14 protein-coding genes, 1 tRNA gene and 1 other RNA gene are annotated in these 14479 nt (G+C 43.7%); 8 read left to right on the top strand and 8 right to left on the bottom strand.

What is annotated here, in order from left to right; genetic code table 11:
- Positions 1 to 254: 254 nt before the first annotated feature.
- Complete coding sequence (gene ruvB / locus IM322_RS00850; RefSeq protein WP_287673381.1) at positions 255 to 1331, bottom strand: Holliday junction branch migration DNA helicase RuvB; 1077 nt, start codon at positions 1329 to 1331, stop codon at positions 255 to 257.
- 23 nt (positions 1332 to 1354) lie between these two features.
- Between ruvB and hisF the strand changes: the two genes are divergently transcribed.
- The 4 genes from hisF (at position 1355) to IM322_RS00830 (ending at position 4078) form a co-directional block, all read left to right on the top strand.
- Positions 1355 to 2119: an imidazole glycerol phosphate synthase subunit HisF gene (gene hisF, locus IM322_RS00845; RefSeq protein WP_002787034.1), complete on the top strand. Its 765-nt coding sequence runs from the start codon at positions 1355 to 1357 to the stop codon at positions 2117 to 2119.
- Between the two features lie 337 nt (positions 2120 to 2456).
- Positions 2457 to 2657 (top strand): hypothetical protein, encoded by a 201-nt coding sequence (locus tag IM322_RS00840; protein WP_151696447.1) that lies wholly within the window; start codon positions 2457 to 2459, stop codon positions 2655 to 2657.
- 120 nt (positions 2658 to 2777) lie between these two features.
- A tRNA-Ala gene (locus tag IM322_RS00835) sits at positions 2778 to 2850 on the top strand.
- Between the two features lie 130 nt (positions 2851 to 2980).
- Positions 2981 to 4078: an AI-2E family transporter gene (locus tag IM322_RS00830; RefSeq protein WP_287673379.1), complete on the top strand. Its 1098-nt coding sequence runs from the start codon at positions 2981 to 2983 to the stop codon at positions 4076 to 4078.
- A 105-nt stretch (positions 4079 to 4183) separates the two neighbouring features.
- On the opposite strand, the gene IM322_RS00825 is transcribed toward IM322_RS00830, so the two are convergent.
- Entirely contained in the window at positions 4184 to 5023 is an 840-nt protein-coding gene (locus tag IM322_RS00825) for a reverse transcriptase-like protein (RefSeq protein WP_287673378.1), read from the bottom strand.
- 221 nt (positions 5024 to 5244) lie between these two features.
- On the opposite strand from IM322_RS00825, the gene IM322_RS00820 reads away from it, so the two are divergent.
- The 4 genes from IM322_RS00820 to IM322_RS00805 all read left to right on the top strand — a co-directional run bounded on the left by IM322_RS00820 (position 5245) and on the right by IM322_RS00805 (position 7851).
- A complete protein-coding gene (locus IM322_RS00820) occupies positions 5245 to 5487 on the top strand; it encodes an Asr1405/Asl0597 family protein (protein ID WP_287673376.1) in 243 nt (80 codons plus the stop codon).
- Between the two features lie 44 nt (positions 5488 to 5531).
- Positions 5532 to 6107 carry a (2Fe-2S) ferredoxin domain-containing protein gene (locus IM322_RS00815; RefSeq protein WP_287673375.1) on the top strand — a complete coding sequence of 192 codons (576 nt, stop codon included), beginning with the start codon at positions 5532 to 5534 and terminating at the stop codon, positions 6105 to 6107.
- Between the two features lie 122 nt (positions 6108 to 6229).
- The gene (gene purU, locus IM322_RS00810) at positions 6230 to 7084 is read left to right on the top strand and encodes a formyltetrahydrofolate deformylase (protein ID WP_287673374.1); all 855 of its coding nucleotides are present in this window, start codon (positions 6230 to 6232) and stop codon (positions 7082 to 7084) included.
- 137 nt (positions 7085 to 7221) lie between these two features.
- The gene (locus IM322_RS00805; protein WP_287713069.1) at positions 7222 to 7851 is read left to right on the top strand and encodes a DUF3782 domain-containing protein; all 630 of its coding nucleotides are present in this window, start codon (positions 7222 to 7224) and stop codon (positions 7849 to 7851) included.
- A gap of 35 nt (positions 7852 to 7886) precedes the next feature.
- Here the strand turns inward: IM322_RS00805 and IM322_RS00800 are convergent, their stop codons facing one another.
- The 6 genes from IM322_RS00800 to zds form a co-directional block, all read right to left on the bottom strand.
- Positions 7887 to 9158, bottom strand: coding sequence for an MFS transporter (locus IM322_RS00800; protein WP_287675862.1), 1272 nt, complete (start codon positions 9156 to 9158; stop codon positions 7887 to 7889).
- Between the two features lie 9 nt (positions 9159 to 9167).
- An RNA gene (gene ffs / locus IM322_RS00795) (signal recognition particle sRNA small type) lies at positions 9168 to 9264 on the bottom strand.
- A gap of 86 nt (positions 9265 to 9350) precedes the next feature.
- Positions 9351 to 10487, bottom strand: a complete 1137-nt coding sequence (locus tag IM322_RS00790) for a DUF58 domain-containing protein (RefSeq protein ID WP_287675863.1) — start codon at positions 10485 to 10487, stop codon at positions 9351 to 9353.
- 360 nt (positions 10488 to 10847) lie between these two features.
- Positions 10848 to 11867: a long-chain acyl-[acyl-carrier-protein] reductase gene (locus IM322_RS00785; RefSeq protein WP_287675865.1), complete on the bottom strand. Its 1020-nt coding sequence runs from the start codon at positions 11865 to 11867 to the stop codon at positions 10848 to 10850.
- A gap of 148 nt (positions 11868 to 12015) precedes the next feature.
- Positions 12016 to 12711: an aldehyde oxygenase (deformylating) gene (locus tag IM322_RS00780; protein WP_286824574.1), complete on the bottom strand. Its 696-nt coding sequence runs from the start codon at positions 12709 to 12711 to the stop codon at positions 12016 to 12018.
- 171 nt (positions 12712 to 12882) lie between these two features.
- Positions 12883 to 14343 (bottom strand): 9,9'-di-cis-zeta-carotene desaturase, encoded by a 1461-nt coding sequence (zds, locus tag IM322_RS00775; protein ID WP_287077805.1) that lies wholly within the window; start codon positions 14341 to 14343, stop codon positions 12883 to 12885.
- Positions 14344 to 14479: the final 136 nt, after the last annotated feature.

The raw sequence follows: 14479 nt of genomic DNA, 5'->3' as shown, positions 1-14479 counted from the left end.
GGTGGTCAACTACCTAATTTTCAGGGAAAAAGTACCTGAATTTTCCCCCTGATCACTCCCAGTCCGGTACTTTTTGATTGACAAAAAGTCTAAAAGTCTTACCCAACAAGGTTTTTAGATTTATTCAGCAGACCCTAATTAGGGTTTTAGGGTGTGGGGTGTAGGGTGTGGGGTGTGGGGTGTGAATTTTCCCCCGGAAAAAGTCTTAATCCAACAAGGTTTTCAGATTTATTCAGCCAGCCCTATCTAGAAAACTACAACTCAAACAAAGGTAAACTCCGATCCTTATTTTTCGGCAATTTCGCCAGTAGGCCTAAATGTTCGTAGGCGGCTGCCGTGACTACGCGACCCCGGGGAGTACGATTAAGATAACCTATTTGTAATAAATAAGGCTCATACACCTCCTCGATCGTCTTGGCATCTTCTCCCGTGGCTGCCGCTACCGCTTCCAATCCCACAGGCCTACCTTGAAACTGTTGGATCATCGTCTTTAATACTAATCGATCGGTCCAATCTAAACCCATAGAATCCACATTTAATTCATTTAATCCCTGATCAGCTAACTGGGGAGTAATCACCGTTTCTCCCTTCACCTGTACATAGTCGCGTACTCGTTTTAATAAACGATTGGCAATGCGTGGAGTTCCCCGACTGCGACGGGCAATTTCGATCGCACCCGCTTCAGTAATGGGAATATTAAAAATAGTGGCACTTCTGAGAATAATTGCCGTCAATTCCTCGATTGTATAGAAACGCAGACGTTGAATCAGGCCAAACCGATCGCGTAAAGGGGAAGTTAAAGAGCCAACTTTGGTAGTAGCACCGATTAAAGTAAAGGGAGGTAAAGAAATACTGCGAATTTTCGCCGCTTGACCCTTGCCAATCGTCACATCCAGCCGATAATCCTCCATCGCTGGGTATAATAACTCCTCCGTCACCCGATTCAGTCGATGAATTTCGTCGATAAAAAGAATATCCCGGGGTTGAAGATTGATCAGGATGCCGGTAATGTCCCGGGGACGCTCTAAAGCGGGGGCGGCGGTAATGCGGCAATTTACTCCCATCTCAGCCGCTAAAATTAAAGCCATGGTGGTTTTTCCTAACCCCGGCGGTCCGTAGAATAGCAAATGATCGATCGCTTCTTGTCTAGCTTTGGCTGCGGCGATGGTGACTTTTAGATTAGCCTTTAAGTCCTGTTGACCGATATAATCCTCTAGGGATTGGGGACGAATCTGCGCTGCTGCTTTTTCCGTTTCTTCTATAGTGGGATTGGGAGTGAGCAGATTTTCCTCGGCAGCCGGGGGGGAATTGTGCGATCGTTTGATGGCCATTGTTACAATCAAGAGTCTAGGATATGTTAGCGAAGCGGATTTTGCCTTGTTTGGATGTCAATAAAGGTCGGGTGGTTAAAGGGGTTAATTTTGTCAATCTTCAGGATGCTGGCGACCCCGTGGAGTTAGCTCGCTTGTATAATCAGGCAGGGGCCGATGAGTTGGTTTTTCTTGATATTACTGCTACCCATGAAGATCGGGACACGATTATTGATGTAGTCTATCGTACGGCGGAACAGGTTTTTATTCCTCTGACAGTGGGTGGCGGTATCCAATCCTTAGAAAATATTAAAAATTTGTTAAGAGCCGGGGCCGATAAAGTCAGCATTAACTCGGCTGCCGTGCGCGAGCCGGAATTGCTCGATCGAGCCAGCGATCGCTTTGGTAAACAGTGTATTGTGGTGGCGATCGATGCTAGACGACGTAAGGATGGGCATAACCCCGGTTGGGAGGTTTATGTTCGGGGTGGACGCGAAAATACGGGTATTGATGCTTTATTATGGGCCCAAGAAGTGGAAAAACGCGGGGCGGGTGAGTTGTTAGTTACCAGTATGGATGCTGACGGCACGCAAGCGGGTTACGATCTGGCCTTGACAAAAGCGATCGCTGAAAGGGTGGAGATTCCTGTGATTGCCTCTGGAGGAGCGGGCAATTGTCAGCATATCTACGAAGCATTGACGGAAGGGCGGGCAGAAGCGGCTTTATTGGCTTCTTTGCTCCATTATGGTCAATTAACCATCGCTGAGGTCAAAAATTATCTGCAAAATCAACAAGTACCCGTGCGTTAGCCAGGGAAAATGAGGGCAAGATTTGCAGAACTTAATCTAGTGATTAAGTCGGTTTTTCGGGAAAAGGATTTCTTCAGGCTGCAACCCAAGAAGAGCAAGGTTTAGACCTAAGCTAAGACACATTTTAACCCCTTACTGTTGCCTCTTGCCGCTTGCCTCTTGCCTAATCTCAACAAGCAATTTAAATTCCCGGGCAGTTTATTACCGAAAGCTAACGGCCGAGGGCTGACAGCCCCGCTCGAGAAACCGGCAAAAAATCCCTGTTTTTAACTTCAGTCCGATTATCCCTGGAGAAAATTATGTATTAGAATAGATGAAAGTTAACAAAATTTAAAATATGTTAGTTCCGATTCTCATCTTTGACCTCGGTCTTGTGGCTTGGTCATTGCATCTGATGCAGCAAGCGTTCAACAAGCAAGAGTTTTCCTTGATGCTGGCGGGAACCTTGGTGGCAGCAGCGGCAGCGGCTATGTTAGTAGTTTATTTCCTCATGGGTCACTGTTTAACCTATTTAACCCAAATTCCGGCTCCTGTCTAAATGGGGGGCGATTGTTTCACCATTATCTTATCAGCGATCGCATTGGGAGTGACAAATTTTTTTCTCGTCACCCCTTGACAAAATAATTCTATTTAAGCTATATTCAAAAATGGTCTTCGCGGGGCTATAGCTCAGTTGGTAGAGCACCTCAATGGCATTGAGGGGGTCAGCGGTTCGAATCCGCTTAGCTCCATAAGGTTAGGATAAGAGTTTCAGGGTTGCTTGGACCAGAAAAGTAACGAGGAGATGCTAGATTGAAAGAGGATTTCTGGTTAGAAAAGTCTCTTTTTACCTCGATACTCTCTCAGGACAAAATTAGTTATATGATAGAGCTTTTTAAGCAACTACCTCGTTGGTTGCGGCTAAGTCTAGTTTTTCCGCTCTTATTTCTCAATGGTTGGTTATTATTCCAATTATTTAGCTACCTAGAACCCTTAGTCAGTATTTTTGTCACTGCTAGTTTACTAGCTTTTGTCTTAGATGTTCCCATCAAACTGCTGCAAAGACGCGGGGTTAATCGCAGTGGTTCGATCGCTATTGTCTTTTTAATTGCCCTATTAATTTTGATTGTTTTAGGTTTAATTTTAGTTCCCCAGATTGTCGAACAATTAAGCAGTTTAATCAATAGTTTGCCCCAGTGGATCGAGTCGGGAACCGAACAGATACAAAATTTAGAAAAGTGGGATAAAACTCAGAAATATGCGATTTATATCGAGCAATCAATCACCCAGTTATCGGAACGACTAACCAATGTTTTACAAACTCTTAGCACTCAATTACTGAGCTTTGTGCTGGGAACTATCAACAGTATCTTAAACATTCTATTTGTTCTGGTTCTAACTGTCTTTCTTGTTCTCTATGGCGAACAAATTTGGGAGGGAATTTTTAGCTGGATTCCGTCCCCCTGGAATCTCAAATTAAGAACGATTATTCGTCAAACTTTTGAAACCTATTTTGCCGGTCAAACCATTTTAGCGGGAATTCTCAGCCTTGCTCAAATTTTTGTTTTTGTGATTCTCAAGGTCGATTATGCCCTATTATTCGGGGTGGCGATCGGTCTAACTACATTAATTCCTTTTGCCAGTGCCTTTACCATTATTGGCATTAGTACCCTACTGATGTTTCAAGATTTTTGGTTAGGGTTAAAAGTTTTGACCCTGACCATTATTGTCGGTCAAATTAATGATAATGTCATCGCCCCTCGGTTAATGGGAGGTATGATCGGACTTAATCCCGTCTGGATTATTCTATCTCTTTTTATCGGTGGCAAAGTGGCAGGAATTCTCGGTTTATTGATAGCAGTTCCTATCGCTAGTGTGCTGAAAAGTACCATCGATATCATCCGCTCGCAGCAGCGGGAAAAAGAACCGGTAGTTATCCTAGAAGAAACGGTGAAAAATTCCTCGGAGGAGAGCAAATAATAATAAATCCTGTTTTTTCAGTGAACAGTAAACAGTAAACAGTAATGAGTGAATTGAAAACTCACATCTGCTAACTGATAACTGATAACTGATAACTGATAACTGTTATGAGCGGCTAATTTCTTCGAGAATAGCCATCGCTTCTGTCACCCTATCCCTAGGGATAAATAAATGATCGTGATAATAACCAGAAATGACATTGACGCTAATTGCTGCTTCGGCCAGTTTCTCGCTAATTACCGCTAAAAATCCCACCGCGGCTAAACTAGAATGCACAGAAAGAGTAATTTGTCTATAAATATATTTGTACTGTAAATTCTTGCGATCGGCTTGCTGACGGGGAATAATCACCGTTATGCCTTCCTCTTCCTGAAATTGGCAGATAGGGGTTAATTGTAGCTGTTCTAGTCCTGTTGCTGTTAGGGAAGAAAAAACGAATTCTTCGGTATTTAGGACTGGTTTCAGGGATTGGAGCAGAATATCGAGATTAGTTTCGCCTTCCTTTAGTTTTTCTGGCGATTTTTTCGCCGCATCCATACAATGATTGGCAGCAGCGTCAGCCAAACTATTTTTAGCTCGTTCAATCCAGCGCCAGCTAATGCGATCGAATCGGGCAACTAATTGACAAGCACGCTGATAAAAGGGACGTAAACTATCGCTTTTTACCTTCCAGTCTCCCTTAACTTGATTGATGACTAATTGACTGTCTCCGCGAATTTCTAGGCTTTTTAAGCCTAATTCTTGGGCTTTTTCCAATCCAATAATCAATCCCGTGTATTCGGCCTCGTTATTAGTGGCTCTCTCCATATATCTAGTCGTGGTCAAGGAATTACCCTCGGCTAAAACTATTACCGCTGCACCGGCTGCTCTCCCCGGATTGCCGCGAGAACCACCATCAAAATAGAGAATTGCTGAATTATCGGTTTTTTGAGCTTTTTTATCCATAATTTTCGTCAATAAATCTTGTTATCTCCATTTTTATCTCTTTGACAATTCTAGGCGGTAGCGATTCCGGGATCGGCAAAGCGGACAAGCAAGATTTTAGCCGATCGTCGCTACCGAGTAACTTTTTTTCTTCAGGTTATTGATAATTATTTGCAGTTGTCGGTTATACTGAGAACATCAGCCTAGAGTTATATTGCTAATATTTCTCAATTAAAAGCCCCATGAGTACAGACAAATTGCCATCGGAAGCTGAGAAAATCTTCAATCTTAGTGCTTGGGATCGCTGGCAGGTTTACCACTGGCTGCAGCTCCTGGACATTGAATGTAAATGCTTGTTCTATCAGCTTTTGCAGGTTCGCATCGATGGACCCGCTCAACTTTTACAGCTGTGGAGTGTCCTGCGACAGGTAGAGGCTTCCCGAGGCTGTTTAATCGATTGGCTGGAAACCTGTTGGCAGGCATAATCCTTGAGAAAAATTAGCAATCTGAGAGTAAAAAGTGAGAAAGTATGTCAAAATCTACAACTACCATGGTTCCCTTTCAAGTGGTCGGTCAATTCCTCGGTTTTGTCCTCAAGGACGGATATAAGGTAAAATACCTGAGAATCAGTGTTGATAAACGAGAATATTGGTTTAAGCCCGAAAAAACACTGCGAGACCACATACCTCTCAATATTGCTCTCCACTCATGGCTAAAAGTGACGGGAGAAAGTAGTCTTTGTTCAAAGACGGGAAAATTAAAACTTAGGGTACTAGGGATCGAGCATTTATCCGGCGAAAAAACCCCAGAAGTGGCCCCGGCAAAAGCGAAAAAAGCCACCGTCTTAATCTGTCAGAAGTCCGATTGTTGGAAAAATGGCGGTGCGAGAGTCTGCCAAAGGTTAGAGAGTGATTTAGAGGAAAAAGGACTGGGAGAAGCGGTGAATATTAAATTAACCGGCTGTTTAAAACAGTGCAAAAAAGGGCCGAATCTGGTGGTTATGCCCGATAAAAAGCATTATAATCAGGTAGCTCCCCAAGATGTCCCCTCCCTGATCGAGCGGCATTTTGCCACTGCCAAGCAAGGGAATAGCCTATCAGTTTAACTGGCAATTTAATTAGCGATCGCTATTGACAAATGCTCTTTTTTGTGCATCAAAGGGACGAAGTGCCTGAAATTGTAATCAATTAGGGGATAGAAAAAGTCAATTCTTGCCACCGATAATTTATGACTGGTACCACTGCAACCTTGTTAATTTCTTGTCCCGACCAGATTGGTCTGGTGGCGAAAATCGCTAATTTTATCTACGCTAATGGCGGCAATATTATCCACGCTGACCAACACACGGATTTTTCGGCGGGATTGTTTCTGATGCGGATAGAATGGCAATTAGAGGGGTTTAATTTGTCCCGTGCGATGATCGAACCAGCTTTCGCCGCTATTGCCAAACCTTTGCAGGCTAGTTGGTCCTTACATTTTTCCGATACTGTCCCGCGTCTAGCTATTTGGGTGACAAAACAGGATCATTGTCTCCTCGATTTATTATGGCGACAACACGGGGGAGAAATTAGGGCAGAAATTACTTTAATTATTAGCAATCATCCAGAATTACACTCAGTTGCCAATCAATTCGGTATTGAGTTTTATCATATTCCCATCACCGCCGAAACCAAGATTGAACAGGAAGCCAGACAATTAGAGTTACTGCGGGAATACCGGATAGATTTAGTGATTTTAGCTAAATATATGCAGGTTCTCACTCCAGATTTTATTAACTTTTTCCCCAATATTATCAATATTCATCATTCTTTTTTACCGGCTTTTGCCGGAGCTAATCCCTATCAACGGGCCTACGATCGAGGGGTAAAAATTATTGGAGCCACCGCCCATTATATCACTGCCGATCTCGATCAGGGGCCAATTATCGAGCAGGATGTGGTCAGAGTTAGCCATCGCGATACCGTAGGAGATTTAATTCGTCAAGGTAAGGATTTAGAAAGGGTGGTGTTAGCGCGAGCGGTACGTTTACACTTGCAAAATCGCGTTTTGGTTTACGCTAATCGCACGGTAGTGTTCGCTTAAGGTTGCTAGGGTAAGCTCATCTAAAATGGGATAAGATGTACTTGACAAAAAAGAGAGCATTGAAGCTTAAAAATTAGGAAGTATCGGCGCGATTGACTAAAATAGCAATAGACCAGATCAGAAGGAAAAAATTATTTATGGCAACCACATCCGAAGATGTATGGCGACTCTTAGCCGAATTAACTGCCGCTCAAAAAGAAACTGACCGACAACTCAAGGAAGTTAGTCAACAACAGAAGGAGACTGAACTACTATTGAAGGAAGTTAGTCAACAACAGAAGGAAAACGCCCAACAACAGAAGAAAACTGACAAACAACTCAAAGAACTGGGCAAACAAATTGGGGGACTTGGTGCCAAATTCGGCAGCTTTACCGAAGGACTTGCCCTTCCTTCAATGGAAACCATTCTCAGACAACAATTTGGCATGGAAGTTATCAGTCCCAGTGTCCGAGTCAGTAAAGAAGGACAACACCTAGAAATTGATGTTCTTGCCTATACCAATGGTGAGCTAAATACCGCTTATATCGTTGAGGTTAAAAGTCATGCTAGACAGGAAGATATTACTCAATTAAAAAGTATTTTGCCACGGTTTCGCCGCTTTTTTCCTGAACACAAAGATAAAAAACTCTATGGCATATTAGCAGCCGTTGATTTATCCCCGGAATTACGGGAAAAAATTCTGCAAGAAGGGCTTTATGTGGCTCGGATTCATGACCAAGTATTTGAATTAGATATTCCCGATAATTTTCAAGCTCAAACTTATTAAATAACCCTGCCCTAGGAAAACTTTTTCAGTAAGCTTTATTGTAATTGTCCGCGCAGAGCATAACGATCTTTTTCTAAACCGAAAGCGAAGAGAAAAGAATGGCGTATGGTGGGGTTAGAGAGAGTAAAAAAGAGAAAGAGAGCGATAACAGCTAATCCTGACGATAAACTAAACATAGTTTCGTAGGAAATTGCTAAAACCCCCAGAATTGGACCGGCTAAGGCTGTTCCCACATCAAAACCGCCGATACAGATAGAATAGGCCCGGCCGCGTTCTTGGGGCCCAGAGCGATCGGAGATTAAAGCCAGTAACATAGGGAATAAAATCCCCCCTCCCGTACCTTCGAGGATAGCGGCTAAAATTAAAGCGGAGGAAGATCGGGCAGAAGATAGAACCAACATGGATAAACCATAGCAAAAAACGCTAATAGTGATGAATAAACCCCGTCCATAGCGATCACTGGCTCCTCCCGACAAAATCCGTCCGATTACGCCCGATAGTGCCGCATAACTGTAGAATAGACCGGCACTGAAAGGGATCTGATTTTCGAGGAGAAACAGGGGTAAAAAAGCGACTAAACCGCCGAATAAAGTACCGACCAATAGAAAAACTAAGGTAGGGACTAAAAAAGCCCGCTCTTGACATAATGCCCAAAAACTGCGCTCAATTGTCTGATTTTCTGCCTTCATTTGGGCTAATTTTTTCTTGAAGTCCGGTTCTTGAATGGAGAAACCCAAGAGAAAGGCGATCGCTCCTGAAGCGGCGGAAACTAGAAATAAACCGTTATAACCGATCGATTCGTAGAGATAACTGCCTAAAGCTGGACCGATTCCCATGCCTATGGGTGCAGTTAAGCTCATATAACCAATTATCTCTCCCCGTTGACGAACGGGGGAAAAATCCACCACTAGGGTACTGTAACCGGTGGTAAAAGCGGCGATACTGAGACCATGGTAGGCGCGGACGGCGAATAAAGAGGAAAGATCGCGAAAAAATAGATAACCGAGGGGTGCGGTAGCGGCGACAATAGTTCCAAATAAAACCACTAATTTGCGACTGCGGCGATCAACTAGATTGCCTAACCAACTGCGCGATAAAATCAAACCGATAGCAAAGGCCCCCATGACAAAACCGATATCTTGTTTGCTACCGCCTAGGGAGTCAATATAGGTGGGGAGAGTGGGGACAAGAGTGGTGATACTTGTCCAGAAAAACAGCGCCGTGACGAAGAGGAAGAGTAGTTGACGACGAGTCTCGGCAGTAAGCGATCGAAAAGTTTTGAAAGCGTTCACAACAGCGACCGTCACAGGCAACAAAAAGACCCGGAGATCACGCCAGTCACAAGCATCCCGTATTGCTGCTACCTTCCGGTCCTGACAAGGTTAAGGCGTTGCGATCGCATGAGTCCGAGTCTTTTTTATCATAACATCTTTTTCGGGGATACGGGCATTTTTTTCCGGAGAATCTCCTCTCAATCTAGACTGTGAACGGAAATTTCCTCAACGAGGGGGTTTTTGCAATTGTTGTTGTAGAGAAGTTTCCGGTTCGATCGCCAATCCGCTAAACTGTCGGATTAAGAGTGAAGGACTCTCCCTAGAATCGGCAGCGAGGAAAAATAACCAACGGCTGCCGGGGGTGAGTTGTTCGATGGAATTGAAGTTACTTGTCAACCAAATTACAGGTAGATTAGGCAGATTAGCATTTTTTTGACTAGCTTTTGCCTCTATACCGGCTAAAGTTTCTAAAATGATCCTCTCCCCCTGAATTAAACCCGTTTCACCCGTCCAGAGTTTCACATTTAATTGCCGACGATGGGCATAAAAATAGAGGGCAGCAGCGGCAATAATCGCCCGTTCAAAACTGTCTTCTTGCCAATCACAGAGGGTATCGAGACAGATAATCACTTCCTGTCCTCCCGTTAACACTTCTAATTCCCGAATTTGAAATTCTCCCAAACGGGCACTAGTTTTCCAGTGAATTAAACGGGTAGAATCACCGTAGCGATATTGTCTCAGGTTACGGGTAAGTCCTTGACTAGCCCTTTGATAATAGCGATTATTTTCTAATTTTTGTTCCATCTCTTGACCGAGGGAATCGATCAGGGGACATTGTTGTAAGGGTAAAATTTGGGGATAAACTAAAGCTTTAGCCGCTGCTTGATGACAACGACGACACCAAAATAAACCGAGAGGGGCTGCTGTTCTTAATTGTACTTCTTGCCATTGATAAACACCCCGTTTGCTGGTGGGTAAATAATAAGTCCAACGATGGCAACTTTTGGAGGCAATCGCTTCTATTGGGTTTATTTTTGGCTGATCGAGAACTATAGGCAGGATATCTGTCACTTCTAACAGATTTATCGGCTGATTGCTCGTATTTTCTATCTCTAGGCTAATACTAAGATCGTCTCCCGCACTCACGGGTACAATGGCAAGACGACGCACTTTCAGGGGAAGAAGGGAACGACGGGGTAAAATTATCGATAAAATTAAAACAGCGCTCGTCGTGCCACAGATAGCATACAACCATCCCGCCATGGTATTGGTCGCAGCTCCGAAAAAACAGAGGGTAATGCCAATGATTACCCCACCACCGTAAGCGGGTAAAATACCGCGTTCTTCTAACCAAGTTTTCATAGAGTTTAGTGGTTTTGTCGTCTTTGCTAGAAAGCTAAAAATCAGGCCCACATCTCTATAATTCCCCCAAAATCCCTCTGATCAGCGAAGGGAGTCCTATCTCTTGCCACTATTGTTATTTTTCTTAACAAAACTTAACAATTGATGGCAAAATTTTGCTTGCTTTTGTCGGCAGATTTTGGGATAATATTTTTAAAAGAGTTTATTCATAATGGTAATCTAAGTGTTTAAATTTTAACACGACCATCCCATTATAAGACAATCATAACCCAAGCCGCCGCCAAAGTCAAGCGCTCACTCCTAATTATTTGTCGCCTGAAACTTCTAATTCCGTGGTCGGTGGGGGGTTGGGGATATTAGTTAAAATAACAAAGGTTGAAAACCGTGTTTGCGGGAAGCTGCGCCGATTTGTTCCATTTTAGGGACGGTAATTTGATTGCGTCCCCAGGAAAAATTAGTTTGCCAACCCTCCAACTCTAATAAAATCGCCTCAGCAAAACAGGCAAACATTTGACGAGAGGGAATATCCATATTAACGATTTTCATAATTTTCCAGTCAATATCGAGGGAATGCTCGACAATGCCGCCCTTAATCACCGAAATATCGGGGGCATTTAATACCATGCCTAAATTTTTCGGATAACCACCATCAATAATAATGCAGGGGCGCTTGAGTTTATCTAGATCAATTTCCACCCCTTTAGGCAGACTAGCCACCCAAACAATGATATCAGCTAGGGGTAAAGCCTCCTCTAGGGGAAGAATTTTACCGCGTCCTAACTCCTCTTGCAGAGATTGTAAACGCTCTTGATTGCGTGCCACACATATTAGTTCTTTTGTATCGGTTTTTTCATTTAACCAACGACAAACGGCGCTGCCGATATCTCCGGTTGCCCCGCAAACCACAACGGTAGATTGAGCTAAATCGATGCCCATTTTTTCAGCGAGGGTTTCCACCTGAGTGCAGATGACGTAAGCGGTGTGGGTATTACCGGTGGTAAAACGGCCAAAATCTAGCTCGATATTCCGCACCTGTCGATTATCTTTGAGATTAAATTCCTCGAAAATAATTGAAGAAAAACCACCGAGTGCGGTGATGTTGATATCACTTTTTTGAGCGAGTGCCATGGCATTTAGCACCTTACGAATAGCAGACTTTACCCAACGATTCGACAACATCTCCGGTAAAAAACAGGATTCGATATATTTACCTCTGATGGTTTGCCCCGTGATGCTGGTGACATGAAAATCATCGACAATTTGCGGGGGGGCAGCACACCAAAAATCTAATCCCTGGTTAGCATATTCAGGATAACCTAGATCGTCGGCGACCGATTGGGCGTGTTCTAAACTGGTAAGATGACCTATAAGACCAAACATTGATTGTTCTTTCGTTAGACTAGATGGCACTAGATAAAAATTAGGATATTGCTAAGAAATCGTTAAGACTCTTAAATATATTACACAAAAGCGCCGCTCTGTGTTGAGCGGCAGCAGGGCGAAAAAAAGAAATCTAGACGCTCAAGCTTTAGACGGCAGTTAATCCGTAGGCAGACATTCGCATAATATCACGGGTGCTGAAACCAATATTGCTTAAAGCTTCCCCGTAGCTAATCATAAAGTCTTCCACGAGGGCCTCTTTTTCCATACCGAGGACGCGAGCATCATCCTCGACTTGATTGAGCATTCTCCAGACAATGGGCAGATTAGCGCGATTTGCGGCTTCTAATTCCTCTTTAGCGGTTTCAAAGTTCGCTTTTAGCCATTCTTCGCCAAAATTGAGATGTAAATATTCGTCTTTAACTACGCCTTCAGTAATTTTACGGGCAAAAGGATCAGCAACAGGAATATAAATATTATAGGCAGCGATCGCAAAAGCTTCGATAATCAAAGATTGGATCAATAAACAGGTAACGATTTTACCTTCTGCGTAGGCAATTTGGAAGTTATTGTGCAGAGAGGAAAAGAATTCTTTGGCATAATCCATATCAGGAGTGATTTTCAAATTTTGGCCGCAAGCTTGAAAACCTTTCATGTGACGGTTTTCCATTTTTGCCAAACGGTGTAACTCTTCTTTGTTATCGGCGAGGATGTCTGCTAATTGAATATAATTGCTATTGGCCTCGTATTCGCCTTCAATAACGATGGCATTAATGCGACTATAGGCTGATTTATAGGTTTCGCTAGTGAAATCAAGCTCTAATGGTACAGCAAGCTCTGGCATAAACTCGATTGACTCCTATTTCTGACGAGATTTTTCCGACGTTCTTTCCAGTCTAGGGTAAGCTTTCTAGATGGAGTTATCTTTTTACGAGTCTAGCTCGATCGGTCTTTTTTGTATAGCTTGCCCTGAGAGGCAATCCCTTCTCAAGAGAGGAGATTGCTGGCTGTTTGCTCAAACCGTGGCTAAAGATTTCCAGCGCTCGGCCTGTTGTAAGATCGCTTTGGCTGCCTGTTTACCCGATAAAGTGGCTCCTTCCATGCTATCAATGTAATCCTGTTGGGTATAACTACCGGCAAGGAAAAAGTTAGCAATAGGAGTCGCTTGCGAGGGACGATAGACATCCATCCCCGGTGCTTCCCGATAGAGACTTTGTGCTAATTTCACCACACTAAACCAAGTCATATTTAACTCCCGCGAGGAGGGAAATAACTGATGGACTTGCGCTAAAACGTGCTGGGCGATATCTTCATTTTTAGCTTTAATAAAAGGATCCCCGGGGGTTAAAACTAACTGTAATAAAGAACCTTCTCCGGGGCGATAATAATCCCTAGGACTGGTGAGAGCAAGATCTGCAAAACAGGAAAAATCCGCTTGGTGGGTGTACAAAAGATTGTCAATTCCCACCGCTTTTTGCAGTTGTCGCCGTTTTTCGGCATCATTTAATTCCGTCACCCAACCGTCAAAACGCAATTGTACCGTGGCGACGGGGACGGCTTCTAGTCGGAAAATATTGTCAAAAATCGGCATTTTTCGCCAATCTTGGGGAATAAGACGCTGAATACCGGGGACATCACCAGCGCAAACATAGGCATCTGCGGTGATAGTTTCTGTGGTTTCTCCGTTAGCGACGATCATGCCATTAACTTGCAGATTTTCGCCCTCTCCAGAATAGAGAATTTCCCGCACTTGACGACGGGTAGAGATTTTGGTGCCCCGGGCTTCCAGATAGTTAATAATCGGTTTATGTAGGTATTCGTGGGGGGAACCTTCCAACATCCGCAGGACGGAAGCTTCGGTTTTAGCGGCAAAAAATTGGAAAATCGTCAGCATACAACGGGCTGAGATATTTTCCGTATCGATAAATCCTAACGCATAGGCGATCGGATTCCACATTTTTTTTAAACTGCCTTCATTACCGCCATGGCTACGAAACCAATCGGCAAAGCTAATCGAGTCCAGATCCCGAATCGTTTTCATCGCTCCTTGAAAGTCTATCAGACCGCGGACGATGGGACTTGTACCTAATGCCAGAGAATTAAAGATTTTATCGGCTGCTGAGAGTTGGGAGGAGGTAAAAAAGGCTTTTAAACCGTTAAAAGGCGCACCTGCGGCGAAACGGAAGTCTAATTCGCCGATTTTTCCCCCTTCGTTGATAAAAGTGTGGGTGTGTTCTTTGAGCAGTAGGGATTGAAAAGCGCCCACTTTTTTCATTAACTCAAAAAGATTATAGTAACAACCAAAAAAGACGTGCAAGCCCATCTCGATGTGATTACCGTCCGCATCTACCCAACTACCGACTTTTCCCCCGACAAAGGGACGAGATTCTAAGATTTCTACTGTACAGCCCGCATCGACCAGATCGATAGCTGTTGCCATTCCCGCTAATCCTGCACCAACGATCACTACTCGCATTTGTCAAGTTCCTGTTACAATTTTTCACTAAATCTTTATTTTACCCGATCGATCTGGTGTTTCTCGCTGGCGATTTTTTCAGGGTCGCTTGAGAGCGTGGCAGAATAATTGAGAGCATTCCTTTAGTCCTTGATTT

The organism is Microcystis sp. M109S1 (assembly GCF_020247025.1).
Lineage (GTDB): Bacteria > Cyanobacteriota > Cyanobacteriia > Cyanobacteriales > Microcystaceae > Microcystis.
Note: the sequence above shows the minus strand (reverse complement) of the source record. Positions and strands in the feature narration are given on the sequence as shown.